This window comes from Tetragenococcus solitarius NBRC 100494, assembly GCF_001544195.1.
Classification (GTDB): Bacteria; Bacillota; Bacilli; order Lactobacillales; family Enterococcaceae; genus Tetragenococcus; species Tetragenococcus solitarius.
Genome location: NZ_BCPY01000007.1, coordinates 1 through 22777, shown reverse-complemented (window position 1 = coordinate 22777; position 22777 = coordinate 1). Strand labels below are relative to the sequence as shown.

General features: G+C 35.8%; 19 protein-coding genes, 1 other RNA gene and 2 pseudogenes. 6 read left to right on the top strand and 16 right to left on the bottom strand.

The window, feature by feature from the left end:
- Positions 1-99: 99 nt before the first annotated feature.
- The 10 genes and pseudogenes from TS1_RS03635 to TS1_RS03590 all read right to left on the bottom strand — a co-directional run bounded on the left by TS1_RS03635 (position 100) and on the right by TS1_RS03590 (position 12842).
- Positions 100-1593, bottom strand: coding sequence for a phosphohexomutase domain-containing protein (locus tag TS1_RS03635; RefSeq protein ID WP_068708056.1), 1494 nt, complete (start codon positions 1591-1593; stop codon positions 100-102).
- Positions 1594-1750: 157 nt separating this feature from the next.
- Positions 1751-4411: pseudogene (locus TS1_RS03630) on the bottom strand (cation-translocating P-type ATPase).
- Positions 4408-4749, bottom strand: coding sequence for a helix-turn-helix domain-containing protein (locus TS1_RS03625; RefSeq protein WP_245610105.1), 342 nt, complete (start codon positions 4747-4749; stop codon positions 4408-4410). Before TS1_RS03625 ends, TS1_RS03630 begins: the two are co-directional and overlap by 4 nt.
- 183 nt (positions 4750-4932) lie before the next feature.
- Entirely contained in the window at positions 4933-6582 is a 1650-nt protein-coding gene (locus TS1_RS03620) for a phosphoenolpyruvate carboxykinase (ATP) (RefSeq protein WP_068707928.1), read from the bottom strand.
- 598 nt (positions 6583-7180) lie between these two features.
- Positions 7181-7630 carry a D-aminoacyl-tRNA deacylase gene (gene dtd / locus TS1_RS03615; RefSeq protein ID WP_068707926.1) on the bottom strand — a complete coding sequence of 150 codons (450 nt, stop codon included), beginning with the start codon at positions 7628-7630 and terminating at the stop codon, positions 7181-7183.
- A gap of 5 nt (positions 7631-7635) precedes the next feature.
- Entirely contained in the window at positions 7636-9849 is a 2214-nt protein-coding gene (locus TS1_RS03610; protein ID WP_068707923.1) for a RelA/SpoT family protein, read from the bottom strand.
- Between the two features lie 163 nt (positions 9850-10012).
- A complete protein-coding gene (locus TS1_RS03605; protein WP_068707921.1) occupies positions 10013-10768 on the bottom strand; it encodes a 16S rRNA (uracil(1498)-N(3))-methyltransferase in 756 nt (251 codons plus the stop codon).
- 1 nt (position 10769) lies between these two features.
- The gene (prmA, locus tag TS1_RS03600) at positions 10770-11717 is read right to left on the bottom strand and encodes a 50S ribosomal protein L11 methyltransferase (RefSeq protein ID WP_068707918.1); all 948 of its coding nucleotides are present in this window, start codon (positions 11715-11717) and stop codon (positions 10770-10772) included.
- A gap of 17 nt (positions 11718-11734) precedes the next feature.
- Entirely contained in the window at positions 11735-12205 is a 471-nt protein-coding gene (locus tag TS1_RS03595) for a DUF3013 family protein (protein WP_068707916.1), read from the bottom strand.
- A 4-nt stretch (positions 12206-12209) separates the two neighbouring features.
- Positions 12210-12842, bottom strand: coding sequence for a DNA-3-methyladenine glycosylase (locus TS1_RS03590; RefSeq protein ID WP_068707915.1), 633 nt, complete (start codon positions 12840-12842; stop codon positions 12210-12212).
- A 151-nt stretch (positions 12843-12993) separates the two neighbouring features.
- Between TS1_RS03590 and TS1_RS03585 the strand changes: the two genes are divergently transcribed.
- Positions 12994-14265: a replication-associated recombination protein A gene (locus TS1_RS03585; RefSeq protein ID WP_068707913.1), complete on the top strand. Its 1272-nt coding sequence runs from the start codon at positions 12994-12996 to the stop codon at positions 14263-14265.
- Between the two features lie 91 nt (positions 14266-14356).
- Positions 14357-14552, top strand: a non-coding RNA gene (gene ssrS / locus TS1_RS03580) — 6S RNA.
- Between the two features lie 71 nt (positions 14553-14623).
- On the opposite strand, the gene TS1_RS03575 is transcribed toward ssrS, so the two are convergent.
- On the bottom strand, positions 14624-15058 hold the full coding sequence (locus tag TS1_RS03575; RefSeq protein WP_068707911.1) for a phosphate-starvation-inducible protein PsiE: 435 nt from the start codon (positions 15056-15058) through the stop codon (positions 14624-14626).
- A 258-nt stretch (positions 15059-15316) separates the two neighbouring features.
- On the opposite strand from TS1_RS03575, the gene TS1_RS03570 reads away from it, so the two are divergent.
- Entirely contained in the window at positions 15317-15589 is a 273-nt protein-coding gene (locus tag TS1_RS03570) for a hypothetical protein (RefSeq protein ID WP_068707909.1), read from the top strand.
- A gap of 72 nt (positions 15590-15661) precedes the next feature.
- Positions 15662-16135, top strand: coding sequence for a universal stress protein (locus TS1_RS03565; protein WP_068707907.1), 474 nt, complete (start codon positions 15662-15664; stop codon positions 16133-16135).
- Positions 16136-16482: 347 nt separating this feature from the next.
- Here TS1_RS03565 and TS1_RS03560 read toward each other — a convergent pair whose 3' ends face one another.
- The 5 genes from TS1_RS03560 to TS1_RS03540 form a co-directional block, all read right to left on the bottom strand.
- Positions 16483-18066, bottom strand: a complete 1584-nt coding sequence (locus TS1_RS03560; RefSeq protein WP_068707905.1) for an ABC transporter — start codon at positions 18064-18066, stop codon at positions 16483-16485.
- Positions 18059-18808, bottom strand: a complete 750-nt coding sequence (locus TS1_RS03555; protein WP_068707903.1) for an ABC transporter ATP-binding protein — start codon at positions 18806-18808, stop codon at positions 18059-18061. Before TS1_RS03555 ends, TS1_RS03560 begins: the two co-directional genes overlap by 8 nt.
- Before the next feature lie 240 nt (positions 18809-19048).
- A complete protein-coding gene (locus TS1_RS03550; RefSeq protein WP_083498235.1) occupies positions 19049-19885 on the bottom strand; it encodes a Cof-type HAD-IIB family hydrolase in 837 nt (278 codons plus the stop codon).
- 114 nt (positions 19886-19999) lie between these two features.
- Entirely contained in the window at positions 20000-20809 is an 810-nt protein-coding gene (locus TS1_RS03545) for an aldo/keto reductase family protein (protein ID WP_068707899.1), read from the bottom strand.
- Between the two features lie 149 nt (positions 20810-20958).
- Positions 20959-21273 (bottom strand): MazG nucleotide pyrophosphohydrolase domain-containing protein, encoded by a 315-nt coding sequence (locus TS1_RS03540; protein ID WP_068707897.1) that lies wholly within the window; start codon positions 21271-21273, stop codon positions 20959-20961.
- Between the two features lie 238 nt (positions 21274-21511).
- Here TS1_RS03540 and TS1_RS03535 point away from each other — a divergent pair.
- Both TS1_RS03535 and TS1_RS03530 read left to right on the top strand, forming a co-directional pair.
- A pseudogene (locus TS1_RS03535) lies at positions 21512-22064 on the top strand (LOG family protein).
- Positions 22065-22131: 67 nt separating this feature from the next.
- On the top strand, positions 22132-22777 hold a 646-nt coding region (locus TS1_RS03530; protein WP_068707895.1), incomplete at its 3' end, for a hypothetical protein.

Here is a 22777-nt window from a genome sequence, read left to right as displayed (position 1 = left end):
ACGAAGGAAAATTCAATAACCAAACTTTTTTACAAAGAAACTCCAAGTAAAGTTTGACATTCCTTCCCTTACTTGGAGTTTCGTATTTATCTTTGTTTTTTACAATGGCTCTTCAATTAGCGGTAGTAATTTTTCTTGATTCACCTCAGGATATTGGCATAAAAATTGATGAATTTGTTCTAATATAGGAACAATATATCCTTTCTCATCATTTTCAACCTGTAAAACAAGTAAGGGTTCATGTAAACTCATACGAAGTAAAAACCAGCCTTGTCCGTATGGTTGAGTTAAATAAAAGCGAATACCTTCTTCATTTTCAGGATCGACTTGCCAACCAGAAATATCAATAGCGGCAATGTCTCGAATCACTTTTTCGCCTAGTGTACGATAATTTTCGGCTTCTAATTTAAAGCGAACCTCTTGTGTTTCAAGTGGTTGTTTTAAATCAGTAATTAACGATTCCAGTGTTTTGCCTTCTGCTTGTAATTTTGGTAATAGCATTAAAATTTTAGCAATCACATACGCCCCGTCATCTAGAAAATAATTTTCTTTAAAAGCAGCATGTCCACTAGTTTCAATGGCTAGTTGTGTATCTACCCCTGTGCGATTTAATTCCAATGCTTTATTAATCACATTGCGATAACCTGAAATATAACGGACTTGTTTACCACCTAAAGCTTCGATAAATTCTTTCAGATGTCCGGAAGTTGGAGAATTGGTAACAATACTTGTTCCCGGATGTTCTGTTAAAATAATACGACTAAGTACTGCAATCAAATTGTTTCGGTTCAACACATCGCCTGATTTTGTTACCACAGCTGAACGATCTACATCCGTATCAAAAATGACACCTAAATCAGCTTTATTTTCTAAAACTGCCGTCTGGATACTTTTCATAGCTTCTTTGTTATCAGGATTAGGGATATGATTAGGAAAGTTGCCATCAGGTTCTAAAAATTGTGAGCCGGAAGTATCCGCTCCTAAAGGCTGGAGAACTTTTTTAGTAAAAAAGCCTCCTGCTCCATTTCCCGCATCCACAATAATTTTAAAGCCAGCTAAGGGCATTTCAGTATTTTTCTCACTGGCTGTACGAATCTTTTCAACAAGATCCTTTGCATAAACCGAGAGCAAGTCCGCTTCTATCACCTTACCCACAGAAGGACCTACTTTTTTTTCAGTATGGGATAGAATATAAGTGATATCTTCTTTTTCTGCCCCACCATTTTGGCTAAAAATTTTTACACCGTTATAATAATAAGGCAAGTGACTGGCAGTCAACATAATGCCCGCGTCACACGCAAATTGGGAAAATTGTGTACTCATAAATAAAGCAGGCGTTGTTGCAAGTCCAAAGTCATAGACATCAGCACCACAATCATTCAATTCTTCGATGAATGCCTCTTTTAATTCTGGTCCACTTAAGCGACTATCTCTACCTACACCAATTGTTAATCTATCCTTATTTTCGGATTTTTGTAACCAGTTTATAATACCTGCTACAATTTCTCTTATTGAACTAACTGTTAAGTTTGCCTGGTATTCTTTTGTGTCAATAGCAATCCCTCGAATATCAGATTCATTTTGTAAATCCATTCGTTTTCCCACAAAATCTCCCCCTCTTAGCCATAATTGTAAGCCTTTTATTTAATATCAAAGTCATTATATCAAATTTTGGTGCTAAAGAACGAGGGGGAAAGTTATTTTTTTACACTAGCTTATTTCTAAATCACTATTGCTAACTTCATACCCATTAATGATGGTATTTAATTTTATTAAATACACCTACAACTATTGTAGATAAAATAGCCGCAGCTAAAATCATTCCCCAAGTAATAAGTCTTAAAGGCTCAGTTCCTAAAAGATCATTCATTAATGGAACATAAATAGCAACGAGTTGCAAGGCAATAGATAATACAATCGAACCAACCAGTGCTTTATTTTGGAGAAATGAACGGTTCAAACCAAACGAATTTGTTTTACGTACGTTAAAAATATGCATCAATTATGCAATAGCCATAAAACTAAATACTGCACTTTGTACGTATTCATTTGAATGATCGCCATTTAATAAGATTCTAAATAGAACAAAGGCTGATAAACCAATAATCACTCCGCTAAATATAATACGCGTTAAGAAATGTCGGTTAACTAAACTATCTTTTTTAGATCGCGGTCCTCTTGCCATCACATCATCTTCTGCTGGTTCAAAAGATAACGACATCGCTGGAGCAATATCGATAATTAAATTTAAAAATAAAATGTGTAACGGAGCAATCGGCATTGGTAATAAGAAGACAACGCTGGCAAAAATAGTTACAATTTCCACCATGTTACAAGCAAATAAGAAAGAGACATATTTTTTAATGTTGTCAAAAATAATTCTTCCTTCTTTAACTGCATCTACAATCGTGCCAAAACGATCATCTGTTAAAATCATATCGGACGCTTCTTTAGCTACTTCAGTTCCTCTGATTCCCATCGCAACTCCGATATTGGCATCGTTTAATGCAGGCGCGTCGTTGACACCATCACCTGTCATAGAGACAACTTCATTTTCTTTTTTTAAAGCTGTCACAATTTGCATTTTATTTTCTGGCGAAACACGGGCAAAAATTGCCGTTTCATCTACTGTCTCTTCAAAATCGTCATTGTCTACTTGCTCATCAATTTCCTTACCTGTCATGATTTTTTCATAATCGGCTATTCCGATATCTTTCGCAATAATAGAAGCTGTTTTAGGATGATCTCCTGTGATCATCTTAACCTTGATACCAGCATTTTGAGCAATTTCAACTGATTCATAAGCATCAGGACGTGGTGGATCGATAATACCGACTAAGCCTTGGACTTTTAAGCCATCTAATGAATTTTTTATTTCCTCTTCAGATAAGCCACCATCATAATTTTCTATACTTGCAATAGCAATGACACGTTGTCCTTTTTCGGCGAACCCTTCATTTTGTCGCCGCAAAGCATCTTTTGTTTCTTGTGATTGTTCAACTAAATCTAAAATAACATCAAAAGCGCCTTTAATAATCAACTGACGCTGTTCGTCTTTTTCATAAACGACAATCATATATTTATTCTCAGAAGAAAACGGCACTTCAGCAAGTTTTTCATAGCCTTCTTTTTCTAATTCTTCTCTATCTAAGCCTACTTTTTTCCCTAATGTGACCAGCGCACCATCTGTCGGATCACCAACAACTTCATATTGGCCCTCCTTATTTTGGTCTATATGGGCAACATTACATAAAACACCGGCTTGGATAAATTCCATCAAATTTTGGTTATTAGAAGCTTTGATCTGTTCACCATCTTTTTTGATAGTCCCTTCTGGATCGTAGCCTTCTCCTGTAACCTCATAATGAGTTTCATCACTTAGTACCAATTCTGATGCCATCATCTGATTTTCAGTCAAGGTTCCCGTTTTGTCACTGGCAATAACACTGGTTGCACCTAATGTCTCTACAGCAGGTAAAGCTTTTACTAAAGCTTTATGCTGAGCCATCGTACGCATTCCTTTTGATAAGGTAATTGTCTCTACAGCCGGCATTGCTTCTGGAATAGCTGCCACGGCTAAAATAATGGAAATATGAATCATTTCTACAAATGGTTTATCGGTTAAAACCCCGGCAACAAGTACAGCAACTCCTGCAATAAGAGCCGCTAAAATAATGGCTTTACTCAATTTGTCTAACTCAATATCTAACGGAGTTTTATCATCACTTGCTTCATCGAGCATGCCACTAATCTTACCCATTTCAGTTGCCATAGCAGTTTCTGTTACCACAACATAAGCATAGCCGCGCGTTACTGCAGTTCCAGCAAACACCATATTTTTTTGATCGCCTAATGGCATTTCTTCTTCGTAAATTTCATCTGCACTTTTTTCAACAGCTTCTGATTCTCCTGTTAATGACGACTCAATACAAGCAAAGTTATTGCTAGAAATTATTCGACCATCAGCTGCGATTGCATCTCCTTCTCTTAGTAAGAGAATATCTCCCGGGACTACCTTAGATGCTTCGATTGTCTGTGTTTTCCCATCACGAATTACTGTGGTTGTGGTATAAATCATATCTTGCAAGGATTCAACCGACTTTTGTGCTTTTAACTCAGTAAAAAAACCTGTCAATACTGCAAGTAGTAAAGCTAGTAATATCGCAATCGTTTCCGCTAAATCATCCATAGCAAATGAGATAGCTGCAGCTGCTAATAATAAATACACAATCAAATTATTTATATTATTCCACAATAGTTTCCATGGTGATGTTTTCTTACCTTGCTGAATTTCATTTAACCCATTTTCTGCTAAACGCTGGTCAGCTGTTTGTTGTGTCAGGCCTTTTTGTTGATTTGATTTCAAATATTCTATCGTCTTATCAATCGGTATTTGATAATATTCTTTCATCCTTTGTCCTCCCCATTGTTATTTTGAGCTGTGTCACTGTCTTTGTCCGGGCAAAAAGCTTCAATTAAGTTTAAAATTGCTGCTTTTTGTTGGACTTGCATATTTGCAAATTTATGCAATAACTCAACATCTAAAGGGGCCTCATCTTCTTGAAAAAATTCACTTAATGAAATATTCAGCCCCCCGCATAATTGTTCTAATGTCGCAATTGAAGCACTGGTTGTATGATGTTCCAATGCTGAAATAAAAGCAGCAGACACCCCCACTTTTTTTGCTAGTTCCTTTGCACTCATTTTTTGGTTCATACGTAAGTCATAGATTCGTTTACCGATATCCACTTTCAACCCTTTTCACCTCCTCTACTATTTTCAGGTTAAGTACAGCTTAACAATTTTTCGAGATATAGTAAAGTAATAGTTATTTTATTTATTTAAAAATTAAGTATAAGTATATAAAACGTTGGTTTATTCAAAAAAAAACTGATAGTTAACTTAAAAAGTTAACTACCAGTTATTTTTTGCTTATAATTTAGCTAATACTCGACATAACGCTTCTTCTGTTTCCTTAGGTAAAGCATCGTAACCTTCATTTTCATCATTTTCTCTTAAAATAAAATCTAAGCGATTTTGCAGACGCATTCTCACTTTTTCCACATATTCTTCATTACTAAAATCTAGCTCGTACTCTGCAAGCGGTAAATAGGACATTTCTTTAATTGGCCCAAATGTTTTAAAAGCAGTTTTTCTAGTAATAATATTTTCAATGCTAGACAAAGTTATATCAGGTGTTATATCTTTCCCTTGAAAAGCTCCCGTATTTAAAATATAACAATCAATATTATTTTTATTAAATAAATCACGAAAGTTTCGATAATCTTCGGCTAAAGGATAAGCTCTAAATGGATCAGCATAAGGTTCAATAACTAGCTGAGTTAAGTCAATATCTTCCACAATATTTTCAGCTGTCGTGCGTTTTGTGGCTAAAGTTAACCCAAAAACTGCTGCCAGAATAGGATCTTCTACTTTAACCACCGGCGGTAAGCTATCATCTTTCATAATCCAAAATACTGCATCTAATTTGTCATCTAATACATCCACTCGATTTTGGGTAACATAGCGTGATTTTACCGTCCGACCGTTTCCGTTTCTAATGTCTTGTAAGACAGGAACAATATTATCGTTCTTATCTTTGGTTGCACCTACATTTTGCATAGTCAAATAATAATCCACTGTAGCGTGAGACAATGGATAATCTTGAACTTTATCAAAATAAGAAGGTTCAAGCGCAATAGTAGCTCCTGTATCACGGTGAATAATAAAGGCATCATCATGTAAAACATCCACTTTATATTTTCCACCGTGCTTAGTTAAAGTAATCGTCGACTTTCCTGAACCAGAAAGCCCAAAAGCTGCCATAGTGTATTTTCCCCCTTCGGGTAAATGATATTGTTTAATACCACCATGACAAGCGACATAATTATTACGGTGAGCGGTAGCCCAAGCAAGTGTCAAGGTCGCTTTTTTCAATTCACCAAAATAACGCAAACCTAAAATGGCAGCTACATTGTGTTCAGGATCAAATAAAGCTAAGCCAAAAGGAAAGTCCGGATGTCGCCAGTTAGGATCGGCAAAAAGATAGATATCATTTTCTTTATAAGAATGAGAGTCTTCATAGCGCTCCTGCCACTTCTCATTTACCATTTGAAAGTTCAATAGATAAGAATAAAGATTATTTTCAAACCCTTCAGGGAGTGTTAAATGCCCTTTTACCATAAATTTTTCATCTAAACCGACAATAACATCTGCTGAATAAAAATTTTGCTTTGACGATTGAAACAATGCTTCACGCAAAATCCCCTGATAGTAATCAGAATCTACGCCAGGATGACCAATTACTACGCGAGCCGCCGCTGTTCTCCCCACAACTTTTCCATCATTGAAAATAAGCATCTTAGCCTCTTCGGGCAGCCCTAAGTCTGTTGTATGACTAACTGGCATATCGGTAACGATTGTTCCCGGAGCTTGGGTAGCGCTTTTATACGCCTGCCGCAAATCTTCTATATGTGTCACGTTATTTCCATAAAAAGCCGTTTCTACTAGTGACTTAAAACGAGAAAATAATTGATTTTCTTTTCTAACCTCACTATGATCAAAATTCCCGATCGTTGCCATAGATAAACTCCTTTCGTTAAAACAAGCACAAAGTATTAGTAATGAATATAAATGAATATTTCTCCTACAATTCTTATTATCCCACATTTATAAAGCGCTTACAAATCTTTTTAATGGCAAAATTGGACAAATATGTAGCTACTTCCTTAAAAAACCAACTTCTAAAGACGATTTTAGAATAGAGACCATTTTCATTAAAAAATGATCTCTCATTTCTAATTACAGGCCATTACTCAACCAATCTTTTGCCTCGGAATTAGATTAGGAGCATAACTAATGAATTCTTTTGCCTTAAAAGGAAAAACCACCGTTTTTGATGAAATAGGACATAACTTCACTAAAATTTTGGCCGATTTCTCACTGTAGGACATTACTCAACTGAACTTTTAGCTCATAATCAGTTATCAGACAAAAATAATAAAGTTTTATGTCCAGTAAACACCATTTTAAAACCAATAAGCGACGGTTTGTCTTTAATAAGCATTCAGCAGAAACAAAAAAACTAGCGGCCCAAAACATTTCTTGGACGCTAGCGCTATAATTCAAATTTTTACTTATAAGCATGGTCCAACAGTCCAGCTTTTATGTACAAAGTAAATTAGGATTTTTCTCTAGTATCATAAATAATCGTAACTGGACCATCGTTAACCAGTGAAACTTGCATATCTGCACCGAATTCACCTGTTACTACATCAATTCCTTGTTGGTTTAATCCTTGGTTAAAAGCTTTATAAAGCGGAATTGCACTTTCTGGACGTGCAGCTTTAATAAAACTTGGCCGATTGCCTTTTTTAGTATCTGCATATAAGGTAAATTGTGAAATGCTTAAAATACTGCCACCTACTGCTTGAATACTCAAGTTCAACTTGCCATTTTCGTCTTCAAAAACACGGGACTTGGAAATTTTTTTTACTAAGTACTCCGCATCTTCGCGTGTATCCTCTTCATGAATTCCTAATAAAATCATAAAGCCACGGCCGATTTTTCCTACAGTTTTTTCATCAATTGCAACACTGGCATTTTTGACTCTTTGAACTACTGCACGCATAATCTCTATCCTTTCAAACGATGAACGCTATAAATATCTTTAACCTGTTTGATCTTATCTACAATTGTTTGTAAATGCGATAAGTTTTTAATCGAAACTTTAATACGAATGGTTGCTGTTTTTTCTTTATTCGAACGAGCTCCCACATTCACAATACGTTGATTTTGGGAACTAACGACCTGTAGGATGTCATTTAACAATCCAGCTCGGTCATAACCATGAACTTCAATTTCAGCATCATATTCTTTGTTAACATTACTTGTATCTTCCCACTCAACTTCAATCAAGCGATCTTTCATCTGTTCAGAATTTTGCACATTTGGACAATCTTTCCGGTGAATTGATACTCCACGTCCTTTGGTAATATAGCCTACAATCTCATCACCTGGAACCGGGTTACAGCAATGACTAATGCGAATCAATAAATTTTGTACCCCTTGAATAACCACGCCACCATCATGACGGATTTTCATTTTTTCCGGCTCTTTTTTAGGACCATTATTTACCATATCTTGCACGCGCTGTTTTTCTTCTGCTTCTTGACGCTTGCGTCGTTGCTCTTCTGTTAAACGATTCGCTAACGTGATAGGACTAATCTCGCCATAACCTACAGCTGCATATAGATCATCTTCTGATTGATAGTTAAAGCGTTCTAAGGCTTCTTGAATTTTAGTTTTTGAAAGGATCTCTTTGGCTGAAAAGTCCATTTCCTGTAATGCTTTAACTAGCATTGTATGACCTTTTTCAATATTTTCATCACGGTCTTGCGCTTTAAAGAAACGTTTAATTTTATTTCTAGCTTTACTGGTCGCAACAAATTTCAGCCAATCTCTACTTGGTCCAAATGAATTAGGTGAGGTTAAAATTTCTACAATGTCTCCATTTTTCAATTTGTAATCAAGCTGCGCCATTTTCCCGTTAATTTTTGCTCCCACAGTTTTGTTGCCGATATCCGTGTGAATATGATAAGCAAAGTCTAAAGGCCCAGATCCTTTTGGTAATTCAGAAACATCCCCTTTAGGAGTAAATACATACACCTTATCGCTAAAGATATCCCCCTTCACGCTTTCCATGAAATCAGAAGCATCGAAACTTTCATCTTGTAATTCCAATAGCTCTTTAAACCAACTTACTTGATTCGTCATTTCGTCCGGTTGAATCTCTTCTGTGCGTCCTTCTTTATATGCCCAATGAGCAGCTACGCCAAATTCAGCAACTTCGTGCATTTGATGTGTTCGTATTTGAACTTCCACTGGATTTCCATGAGGACCAATAACTGTTGTATGAATCGATTGATACATATTTGCTTTAGGCATAGCAATATAGTCTTTAAAACGCCCTGGCAGCGGCTTCCACTTTGTGTGAATAGCTCCTAGTACTGCATAACAGTCTTTAATCGAATCGACAATGACTCGAATTGCCAGCAGGTCATAAATTTCATCAAATTGTTTCTTTTGATCTACCATTTTACGATAAACCGAATAGATATGTTTAGGGCGACCGTAAATTTCGGCATAAATATCCAATTCTTCTGTCGCAATTCGAATTTCTTCCACAGCCTGTGCTACATATTTTTCACGCTCTTCGCGTTTAGACTGCATTAAATGTACAATGCGATAATATTGCTTAGGGTTTAAGTAGCGTAAGGACAAATCTTCTAGCTCCCATTTAATACGGCTAATCCCTAAGCGATCTGCCAATGGAGCATAGATCTCCAAAGTTTCTCTAGCAATTCGTCGCTGTTTATCGTCTCGTAAGTGTTTTAAAGTACGCATGTTATGCAATCGGTCAGCTAATTTTACCATGATCACTCGCAAATCTTGTGCCATAGCTAAAAGCATTTTTCGATGATTTTCTGCCAGTTGTTCCTCATGAGATTTATATTTAATTTTTCCCAGTTTTGTGACACCATCGACAATCATTGCCACATCTGTACCAAATTCATTTTTTAAATCTTCTAACGTTACGTCTGTATCTTCCACCACATCGTGTAAAAAACCTGCAGAAATCGTATGTGGATCCATATGTAATTCAGCTAAAATTCCCGCTACTTGAATAGGGTGGATGATGTAAGGTTCTCCAGATTTACGATATTGATCTTTATGCGCTTCTACTGCGTATTCATAGGCTTTTTTTACAAAAGCGGTATGTACATCGCTCATATAAAACGATACCAGTTTAATCACGCTAGTTCCTGACATTACGCTGTCTTTTGCCATATTAACCCTCCTTGTCAAAAATGTCTGGGTTTTTTACCCAGACACTTTTTCTTATTTATATACAAAAGAAGAAAAAACAAATAAACGTTACAAAAAACGTTTGTCCTAGTCATCTAACGATTCTATTATACAATAAAAACTTTGCTTTTTTCAAATATTCACTTTATTTATTAAGAAGCTCTAAATGGTAACTAACTGCACTCAATAGATATAATGGTGCTGTTTCTGCGCGTAAAATTCTCGGACCAAGACCACAAAGTACGGCCTGTTTTTGTAAAAAAGCAGTTGTCTCTTCGGGTAAAAAACCACCTTCAGGTCCAAAAATAGCTAACACACGACTGTTGTTTTGAACTGTCTGCAATAAGTGAACTAATTCAGCTGTTTCTCCTTGTTTTGCAGATTCTTCGTAAGCAACCAGCACATAATCATAATGCGAAAAAAGCGTCAGAAAGTCTTCTTGCTTAGATAAAAGATGCACTTTAGGCAAAACACTGCGCTGTGACTGTTCAGCGGCTTCTCGAGCAATTTTAGCTAAACGTTGTTGTTTTTTAGCTAGTTTTTTTTCGTCCCATTTTACTACAGAAGTTTTAGCAGGAAAACCAATAAACTCGGCTGCACCTAACTCTGTTGCCTTTTGGACAATCCATTCAAACTTATCTCCTTTAGGATAACCACAAGCCACCGTTATTGCTAAAGAAAGTTCTTTTTCCTGATTTTCTTTAGCAATTTCTTTCACATGTACTTCATGGCTATAAATGCCTATAATTTCGACTTGTATAACTACTTGATCCGAAAAAACTAAGTAAAATTGTGCGCCTTCTTTCATCCGCATCACATGAGTAATATGATGATAAGGCTCGCCACTTATTTTATAGGTAGTTTTTGGTTCGTATTTTTCATCGATAAAGTAGCGTTGCATCTCACTCATCCTCTACTTTTTTAAAGGTTAAGGCATACCAATCCTTTTGTTGAAAAATCTGATCGATAATAAATCCTTGTGCTTGTATCGCATCAATCACCATTTGTTTTTTAGCTTCGATAATTCCTGATACAATTAAAGTTCCTTTATCGTTCAATAAACGCCAAGCATCCGGCAGCATTTTAATAATAATATCGGCTAGGATATTAGCTACAATGACGTCAGCCTTTTGTTTAACTCCAGCTAATAAGTCATTAGTTTTGACTTGAACATTTTTTACCGCAGGATTCAGTGCAATATTTTCTTTTGCTGCTTTCACAGCTACTTCATCTAAGTCATAGGCAAAAACTTTTTTCGCATCTAAAAAACTAGCGGCAATACTCAATACACCAGAGCCTGTACCTACATCTAAAACCACTTCATTGCCATGTAAAGCAGTTTCTAAAGCTTGTAGGGTTAAGCGCGTGGTTGGATGCGTTCCCGTGCCAAAAGCCATTCCCGGATCTAAATTGATGACTTGTTCTTTAGGATCGACGGTTTGGTATTCTTCCCAACTAGGTTTAATCGTCAAAAAACGGGAAATACGAACAGGATGATAATATTTCTTCCAAGCAGTGGCCCAATCTTTTTCCGCGACTTCGGTTACTTGTATCTCATTTTTCCCAATTGCCAACCCAAAATCAGGTAATTTATTTATTTTTTCTTCAATCGCTGGCAGAATTTCGGGTACAAAAATTGTTTCCGGAAAATATGCCTTAACATAGGCTCCCTCAGTCAAGGAAGTGACCATTTCTGGATCGATAATTTCTCCAAATTCGTCTGTTTGAAAATTTTCAATGTCTTTTGTATCTTCAATAGCTACTCCACTAGCGCCAGCTTCCATCAGGATATTGGCAACGGCTTCTACTGCTTCACTGGCAGTTTCTACTTTAATTTCATTCCATTTCATCTGTGGCAAACCTCCAGTTAGTACTTTGGATAAGGCAAGTAGTCAGTTGGCCCTTGTTTAATGCGTGCTGTCCATTCGTCTTTATTAAACATTAATTCAAAAGTCTCTTGATCGCTTGTCAAAAAATCCAATAAATCACTTTGTCCCTCATCTAATATATCTTTAATGTAATCAACCAAACCGGCAATTTGATTTTTTGGCATTCCCTTTTTACCCGCAAAAGGAATTACAGCTAAAAAGTCATCAGGATTAAATTGAGATTTTTGCGGATTATAAAGTAATATCGCGTCTTCAAATTCAATAACCTCTTCATCTGAAGATACTCCTTTAGCATCATTGATCACTTCTTGTGTTTGATTTTTAGCAAATAATTGCAATATAATCTCAAAAGTATGGTTTTTAACATCCCAATCTACAGCTGTGTCGTAATCTGCTAGTTTCGTTTCTATCTGTTTTTCTAAAAAACGTAACATCGTTTCTTTAGCCATAAAATTAGCCCTCCTCTTTTTGCCAGCTACCTTCTGGATCGATTTCTTGTCGGCGGGCTTTGGTTATATAAGGATTTCCGCTAGCAACAAAACGCAACGGCATATCCGTCCACTCTCCTTTATTAGGAATACCTACGCGTGGGAGTGATTTTATTTTTTTAGGGATCCTTCTTTTTTCAGGAACTAAGTGTAAGGCACTGGAAAAAATCGACTGACCATAAAGTTCTCTTGAGATATCTAAAGCCTCGACCAATTTGCCAGGTCCGTTTGAAAGTTCAGGACCCGTTTTCGCACGAATAGCTTCCATTTGTTTTTTACCTTCAACAGGTTCAATGGCACGAATCATCACCCCTTGAGGATGACCTTCAGGTTGTGTCACCATGTTTAATATTAAATGTGTGTGCATTGTATATAAATAAATTGTGCCAGGCTTTTGATACATCGCTTTTAATCGAGGGGTATTTCTCATTCCATAGCTATGAGCTGCCATATCTTCCGGGCCTAAATAAGCTTCACAATCAACGATGTAGCCGCCTAATTTTCCATTTGTTGTTTCATGTTCAAGGTACATCCCCACTAAATAACGAGCAATGTCGACCGTTGAAGCTGTTTCAAAAATTTTTATTGTTTCGTCCATTCCTATCACCTATTGCCCATCATACACAAAACTTATCGTTTGCGCCATCCTTTTATTTTGTCCTTTTTTCATACTGCTGCCTTTCTTAAACGAAGAAGCAGTAACATATTATGTTATACTGTGGTCAGTAAGAAAAGAAAGAAGGATAAACATGCAACAGCCACTAAGTTATCGGATGCGGCCACAAAACTTAAATGAAGTTGTGGGTCAACAACACTTGGTTGGAAAAGGAAAAATCATCCGACGTATGATCGATGCCCAGATGTTATCATCTATGATTTTATACGGTCCACCAGGAACTGGAAAAACGAGTATTGCGAGTGCTATTGCTGGAACGACTCAATATGCTTTTCGTATGCTTAATGCTGCAACTGATACTAAAAAAGATTTACAAATTGTGGCAGAAGAAGCAAAAATGAGCGGTACTGTTATTTTATTGCTAGACGAAGTTCACCGTTTAGATAAAACAAAACAAGACTTTTTGTTGCCTCATTTAGAAAATGGGCGCATCATCATGATTGGAGCAACTACAGAAAACCCCTATATTACAATTAATCCCGCTATTAGAAGCCGGACGCAAATCTTTGAAGTTCTTCCTTTAACAGAAGCAGACCTGGCGCAAGCTCTAGATACTGCACTTGCTGACAAAGAACGCGGACTAGGTAATTATTCTGTCATTTTGGATGAAAAGGCCAAAGTTCATTTGTGTCGTGCTACCAATGGCGACTTACGTAGTGCTTTAAACGGACTTGAATTAGCTGTTCGTTCCACTCCTGCACAAGAAAATGGACAAATTCACATTACGTTAGCCATTATTGAAGAATGTATCCAAAAGAAAGCTTTGACTCATGACAAGGGCGGAGATGCTCACTATGATGTCATCTCCGCTTTTCAAAAATCCATCCGCGGTAGCGATGTAGATGCTGCTCTTCATTATTTAGCAAGATTGGTTGAAGCAGGTGACTTAGCTGTTATCTGTCGACGCTTGATGGTCATTGGATATGAAGATATTGGTTTAGCGAATCCGCAGGCTGCGGCACGTTGTGTGGAAGCCGTACTTGCAGCAGAAAAAATTGGGCTACCTGAAGCGCGTATACCTCTAGCAGAAACCGTCGTTGATCTATGCTTATCTCCTAAATCAAATTCTGCTCATACAGCTTTGGACAAAGCTATCACAGATGTACAAGCCGGAAAATCCGGAGATGTACCTGCTCACTTACGCGATAGCCATTACAAAGGAGCTAAAAATTTGAAACGCGGAGTCGGCTACCAGTACCCTCACGACTATCAAGAGGCTTGGGTAAACCAACAGTACTTACCTGATAAATTAAAAAAAGCCAGTTATTATGAACCTAAAGACACTGGAAAATACGAAAAAGCACTGGCGATGCGCTACAAACAATTAAATGATTGGAAAAAATAACCCTTTTTTCTTTGATTATTTAAAAATTAGCGGTTCGGTCTGATGAGTCTGTCTATTGCCACATTTACAAGATTATGCTACTATAGATTTGGGAAATCTGTGATGTACGAGTTATCCATTTTTAGTATTGACCGAACATTTTTATTGATATATTGGGATCCGTTAGGTGCCAACGTCAGTAGCACGCCTTTTCATTTGGTAGCTCAATTCGTTGGCCATGGAACCCACCTGCTTAGACTTTGCGGGATCAATACTCCAGGACAATAAACGGCATCTACGGATATTACCCTTTTTTTTAAAACAAACCCCTTATCATTTTTTGATAAGGGATTTTTTGTTACTCACTATTTTTTTACATTTAAAAGCCGTTATGCTCGTTGTCAGTGGAGCCTTTATGCGTGTGAAAAGCTCGTACTCTTTCTAAAAGAAGTAAATCAACGACGAGGATTAAGATGGCAAAAGCTAGCATTAAAGCATCTAAGCCGCCGCCATGTTCTAACAAAAGCTTACGTGAGACAGCGGTAATTCCAATTAAGATAAGATAACGAACTGGCACGTGATGGCCTTCTTTTACATAACGTAATAACATTAAAAACACTTCTAACAAAATAAACCAAGTAGCTATTTCTTCAATAACATAATAGAGTTCACTCATTGAAGACATCACCAACACATGGCTAAAAATATCATAGATAGCTGTTGCCATTGCAATCAAAACCACAATGACTAATATAGCCAACATAATATCAACCACTAAACTAACAATTTTTTCAAAACTATCAAATCGCTTCATCCATGACCTCCTTTAATTTTTCAAATGGACAACGCTTTAACTAAGCGAAAATAAGAGACGATTTTTTACGAAAAATCAATTGAAGAAAAAATAGTATGCCAATAAGACTGCATTACATTCTATAAATATTATATTATAAAAAAAGAATAAAAAGAATTATTTTTTACAAAAAAACAATTTAAATACTGTCCTTCCTAAGTTGCCCTTTACTTCTTCTTCCCTTATAATTTAATTACATCTAAGCTAAAGGAGCATTTGATGATTATTCTATTACTGTCCATTATGGCCATCGTTTTATTCCTTATGGGAATGACGTTAAGTGTAAAACAAGCTGTCTTTTTTTCTTTAATTAAAGAAAATAGACAAAATAAAACTTTTTTATCTGTTTTTGGTGTAATTTTTATTATTTTAAGTATTTTATGTCTATTTGTCGGTTTATTCAATCAACTAGAATGGGCGGTCGTCTTTTTATGCATAATGTTAGTAATTTCAGGAATTTTTAGCTTTTTATTGGCTAAGAAGATGTCATAAGTAAAATAATTTTTCTTTTTTTAATAAAAAACGGTACAATAGAATTAGAAATAAAAGGAAGGTCGTGATGTGATGTTACAACAATATCAACAAATCCTGGTAGCCGTGGATGGTTCTAGTGAAGCTGAACTGGCATTTCAAAAAGCAGTGAGCATTGCTAAACGTAATGACGCAAACTTGTTGTTGGTTCACGTGATTGACACAAGGGCATTTCAAGATGTAAATTCTTTTGATTCGATGTTAGCAGAACAAGCGACTGATTTGGCTAAGCAATCATTGGCTGATTATAAAAAAGAAGCTGAAAGTAATGGCGTTGAAAAAGTGGAAACTACCATTGAATACGGTTCTCCTAAGTTGATTATTGCTAAACAAATTCCACAGGATAAAAAAGTAGATCTTGTCGTTTTAGGAGCAACGGGACTAAACGCAGTTGAACGTTTATTTATTGGTTCAGTATCTGAGTATGTCACACGTAATGCTTCATGCGATGTTTTGATTGTCCGTACTGACACTGAAAATAAAAAACCGAATATCGAAAAAAACTAATAAAAAACACCAAGTGGGTAAGTAAGCTGGCCTCCAGATATTACTATTAGACTTTAGATCTAATTTTTTGAGGTTGCTATAAAGCTTAATCTAACCTTGCTTGGTGTTTTTCATTTAACTACTGATAAATGATTGCTTACCTATCAATGATTGAAAAAGTGTTTATCTTGAAGCTGTGACATAAGTTCCTTTAATCATAAAGTATCCGAACTATAGGAGAGATCGCTCCTGCGATTACTCGTCGCAAATTCACGACAATTAGAGAATCTTATCAAATATAGTTCGGATATTTTGCCTTGTCTTTACTTATAACACAGCCCCTTATTACAAACCTTAAAAAAGAAAGTCTATACTAACTTTTGCCAAAATTTTTTTTGGTAATGACGGTACCAAAGAAAACTTCCTACAATAAACAAAGCTCCCACTGCAAGGTTCACCCCTAATGAAGATAATAAAATGACAGCAAGGCTATATACGAACAATACAATGGCACTTAAAAAAACGGTAGCTATCATCGTGCTTACTAAACCTACATTACCAGCACCTCGAGAAAATAGCTGGTTAATTTCCGTCCAATCTAATAACAGCAAACGATAATCCCGGCTAAAGTAACGTAAGCTAATAAGATAAGTTCCAACAATACCTCCGCTAAGAGTGCTAATCAATGGAATGAACGGCATATGAAATACCAAAGCTATAATCACTATAACGCTACTAGTTAAAGCAAGTTGCAGTAGGCAGGCAAAACGAAATTTTTCTTGTAAATACCTCTTCAACGACAACGGCAAAGACTTTATAAAAGAAAAATTTTCTTTATCTAAAGAGATAATATTGGCTACAAAAGAAGTCTGGTTAGTCATAAGGGTAGAAAGAGCAACACCTCCTAGAAATGTTACGCCAAAAAACTGTAAACCAACTAAACGTAGATCCACTTGCCCATTAAAAGCAAAGGTAATGGTAAAAATTAGCGGCATCAAAATGGAATTTGTAAATACTTGCATCAAAAAAGATGGGTTACGAATTAATTGAATATTATAACGAAGTAAAAGTTGCCGCAAATTTTGGTTTGTCTTATGCTGCCTCTTTGTTGTCTCATTGTTAGAAGACGAGATGATCAACTGGTCATATAGTTTTGGTAACAATAACCGACTAAATACAAAAACCAGAACGTTTAAGAAAACCAGCAAACCAAACAAACCCAGTAACCCTTTAGCTGTTAGTGGCTGTGAAGCTATATAAAAAAAGGGGAGTAAAAAACTAATGACAGGGCGATCGGTAAACGTCGCTCCTGTTTCTGGCATTTGCCAGCTCATGATTAAAATTCCTAAAACTGCAACTACCGTAGAAACGATCAACAATAAACTGGTCATTAATTGTTTGTGCTGTTTAAAAAGCTTAGTTTTTGTTAAACCAAAGACAATAAAACTACATATACTAAAAATAATTCCTAAGAATAATAAAAAGAGGCCAAAAGCAAGCAAAATCGCCCAAATAATAAACATACTGACTCGTATGCTCGTTAAAATAAATAAGACAAAAACTGGTAATACAAATGGGACAATTGTGAACGTAACCACTGCAATTTTAGCTAAAAAAAGTTCACTTTGCCGAAAAGGCAATGGCAAAAAATGAGGGAGATCTTGGCTTTCAAAGAAAACATTATAAATAGAAGAAATCCCCTGCGAAAAGGCAATAATACTAAAAAGTGCGATATAGTAAGTAAAGTATCCTGGCAATTGACTGAAATCAAGGCTAAACATAGTAAAGCCATAAACCATCAAGAAAAGCAAACCAGAGCCTAAATATTGCATAGCTAACGAGCGTACCAATGCATTCCCGTTCTTACCTTTTTTTCTGGTCTTTGTAGTTTGTTGCGGATTGGCATAGAGCAAATTCACTTTAAGCAAGGCTGTTAAGCGCTTTTTAGACATCGTCTCCCTCCATTTCTGTATCACTTGCTTTGCCCGTTAATTTTAAATAAACAGTTTCAAGTGATTCGTTAGGAGCCTGTGCTAATAAATCGCTGACAGTTCCGTTGTAAATCAACTGCCCTTTTTTAAGAATCGCTAACTCATCACACAACTGTTGGGCTGTTGCCAGATCGTGAGTCGAAAATATCACTGTCTTGCCTTCATTTGCGTGTTCTCGCATCATTTGTTTCAAATCATAAGACGCTTGTGGATCCAACCCTTGAATGGGTTCATCTAAAACCCAAATAGCTGGATTGGGCAATAAAGTACCAATAATGATCGTTTTTTGCCGCATCCCATGGGAAAAACTAGCAATCGTTTCATCTTGATGTTTGCTCATATCAAAAAGTTCCATTAATTTTTTTAAACGATTTTCTTTTTCTTCTTCATCTAAAGGAAAAGCCGCTGCCATTAAATCCCAATATTCAGCAGCAGTTAATTGTAAAAATAAATCCGGATTATCTGGAACATATCCAATTTTTTCTTTTATTTGCAAACGATACTTTGTTAATTCTTGTTGATCAACGATAATTTCTCCTGACGTGGGATTAATAATACTGACAAGGCTTTTAATCGTGGTGGATTTTCCAGCCCCATTGTGTCCGAGAAAACCGAAAATTTCCCCTTCTTTTATTGTTAGGTTCAAATTATCCAACGCTCTTGTTGTCCCATAATTTTTACTTACACCTTTGAACTCAATCATTGTTTCAACTCCTTATTTAATTATCATGACCTTAGCAGTAAACGAAAAGATAGTAACTCAAGCCTGCTTGATAATAAAGTAACCGAACTATAAAAAATAGCTCCTGTGACTACTTCTCGCACGAAAAGCATTACTTGTGCTGCAACAGGTCACAAACGCAGCTGCATAATATCAGCAGCCCTTATTTTATATAGTTCGGTTAATTTGTCTTATTTACATTTATATCATAGTCACTTTATTTCAAGCAAGATACTTTTCTAACGTAAAAGCAATCCCATCCTGGTTATTACTTAACGTTATTTCGTCAGCTACTTGTTTTAGTTCTTCTGTTCCATTTGCCATTGCAACTCCCCTACCAGCATATTCAATCATCGCTTGATCATTTTGTCCGTCACCAAAAGCTAGTAGTTCTTCTGGTTTTATTCCTAATCTAGACAAAGTTGCAGTTAGACCTTTAGCTTTTGTAATGCCAACATCAGTAAATTCAAAATAAAAGGGTGCAGAAAAAAGGGCGCTTACTTGTCCGCTAAAAGGTTCCATCATTTCTTTATAATGTCTATTTAGGTAATCCGGATCAGCTGCTACTAAAATTTTGTACAAAGGAAAATCACAAAAGCTAGCTAGATCGTTAACTTCGCAAAGCTTATAACCACCTGCTCTTGCTTCATATTCTATAATATTCATTTTTTCATTTCCTAGTTGTATCTCATTATCGTAAACATTATTGACATACATATAATTTTGATGGCAAACCATTGGTTTGACAGCAAAATTCTTCAAATGTTCTAGAATCGCCTGTGAAACTTCTAATGGCAATGCTTGTTCAAACAATACTTCATTTGTTTGATAATCAAGCACATGAGCACCATTAAACGATAGGCCCACGCCGTCGTATTTTTCCATCGCCAGTTCTTCTGCATATTTAAACAAGCCTGGTGTAGGTCGACCTGAGGCTAAAATTATTTTAATCCCTCGTTTTTGTGCTTTGATTAGGGCTTCTTTCGTCTTTTCAGTAATTATCTTTTCTTCATTAAGTAATGTTCCATCCATATCCATTGCAATTGCTTTAATTGTCATCATTTACCTCCAATTTTCCAACTCTTTTCATAGTAGCGGAAAAGATACATGGTTGCAAATGTTCTCAAAAAAAGACTAGAACAAAAATGCTCTAGTCTGCTAGCTTAAAAAATGTTACTGTTCACTGATCTTGTGTTTATCTTCATCTGAAAGTTCAAAATCAAAAATTTCTAAATTTTGCTCTTGTCGTTTTTGATTATGTGATTTAGGAATTACCGCTACACCACGTTCAATTTGGTAACGCAAGATCACTTGCGCCCAAGTTTTCCCATATTTCTTTCCAATTCTTTCTAATTCTTCTTTGGCTTGCTCGCTGACCCTAGTTAAAGGACCCCAAGCTTCAGGGACAACATGATGTTCTAAGGAGTAATCAATGATTGCGTCATTCCAATTTCCAGGGTGAGACTCTACTTGATTTACAGCTGGTTTAATCCGTCCATTTTCAATAAGATAGCCAAGCTGTTGTTCATCAAAGTTAGACACACCAATTGCTTTTAATACTCCTTTATCTACATAGCTTTCCAAAACACGCCACATAGATAATATTTGTTCTAGATTATCCCATGGATGATGAATTAAATATAAGTCAATATAATCGGTATTTAAGGCTTGTAAACTTTGCTCAATTCCTTTTTTGACTGCATCTTCATTCACATAATATTCTTCTTTTCCTGGGATTTTCGACGTGAGAAAAAGTTCATTGCGACTTTTGTTACTTTCTTGCACTGCTTTTCCTACTACTGATTCATTACGGTAAGAAATTGCTGTGTCAAAATGACGATAGCCCGCATCCATTGCCATAAGAATTTCTGTCGTATCTCCATTAATTTCACCCATATAGTCATGGTTTACTTTACCAAAGGTATTCGTACCACTACCGACAATGGGCATCTTTATTCCTGTATTTAAAGTAACTGTTTTCATATACAAAACCTCCTTATATTATTCTACACTTTCCAGTGTACTAGCTCCTTAAAAAAGCAGCAAATAAAAAAGCTAAGTCCCGTAACAACAAAGATTTGACTAAAGATAATTATCTCCTCTATACCTTTCAGTTAGCAAAAAAGTGCCCATTACTCGTATCTTGTCTGCAGTTTTTCTTTGTGAGAATTCATAATTTGTTCTAGGGAAATATCATATTTATCTGCAAGGATGAAGAGATTATCAAGTACATCGCCCAATTCTTCTGTTAAATTTTCAAGCTGTTGGTTATAATCTGTCTTGCGTTCATCTGGACGATCGCGTCCGATTTCAATAGTGCGAATTGCTCGGCATACTTCTCCAACTTCTTCCGAAAGGAAATTCACACGAATAAATGGTTGATATTCATACCAATTCCTTTGCTTATAAAATTGGCTAATCCATTGTTGATAACTATTGATATCCATATAAACACTCCTACACGATTTTTTCTATCCGAAAAAAAATTTTTTATTATATACTAGAGTTAGTATAACAAAAGAACGCTCATTTTTGGAAAAACTAGAAAATGGATTGTAGATAAACACTAGTTGAAAAAAATAGAGCTAGCTTATCAAATCAACACTAGAGCTTAAAAAATTTAGTGTTCCTTTTACAGACGGACTCTAAATCTTCAAAAAATACAAAAAGAATCAGGTGAAAAACTTGAATATCACAGTTTATTGCGGCGCTAGACAAGGAAATTTACCGTTGTACAGCCAAGTAGCAGTAAAACTAGGAAATTGGATTACTACACACGATCATACTTTGATTTATGGCGGTGGAAAAGCAGGTATGATGGGAAAACTTGCAGATACAGTTTTACAAAAAAATGGGGAAGTAATTGGAATTATTCCTACTTTTCTTAAAGAAAGAGAACTTGCTCACCCAGATTTAACTAAAATCATTGAAGTGGACTCAATGGCAGAAAGGAAACAAAGAATGCTAGATTATGGCGATGCTTGTATTGCACTTCCAGGTGGGCCGGGTACTTACCGAAGTAATTTCTTGGTCAAGGATTGGCAAAAACCAAAACCCTTGTATCGTTTATAATGAAAATAATTATTATGAAGCCCTTAAAAATATGTATGATACAATGGTAAATTACGGCTTTTTAACTTATACTGAACGTGCAAATATATTATTTTCCAACGATTTATCGCAAATTGAGTCCTTCATTCAAAATTACAAAAGTCCTGAAATCCGAAGTTACCAATAATGTAGTCTCTTTTTTACTATAGTTAATGTACTTCAATATTTTTATATCAAAAGAGGAGCGAAATAGAATGACAATTCATGCAAGCCTTGCTCTAAGCAGCGAAAAAACAGAGATCATTTTAACTGATTATAACAGTCGAATAAATATCTTTTATTCACCAGAGATACTTACTTATGATAAAGACAGCTTTTATCTGTTATTTAAAGGAAATCAATTCAAGGCCGTACACTCGGATCTAAATAAAGAGATACGGACAAAAGCAGATGTTTTTATCCAAGTCATTCCTCCAAAAGATCTAGATAATTCACATTTAATCAAGCGTTTATCTGAAATAACACAAAAAAACAGTGCACAGAAAAATCAGAGACAACAATCAACTCTCGATGTTTATTTAACTGATCTTTTGTTACTTTTAAAGAAATTTGGCTTTTCTTTTACTTTGAAGAAAAAAACACCAACTAAAACTCAGCATCGCTGGAATCAGACACTCAGTGAAATTGAATTTTTTGTCAATGATTTTGGTAGTCAGGCCACTGTTATTTGGCAAAAACGTAACGAGATGCTAATTAAAAAAGGCGCCCGTCTACGCAAAGAATATCAATTAAATAAAGACGGTTCCATTGGTTTAGGCGCTCGAATGGGAACGCAATTACGTGATGAGCAAAAAGACAAAATACAAGACTTTGTTACAACAGAAGATATCGTATTAAAAA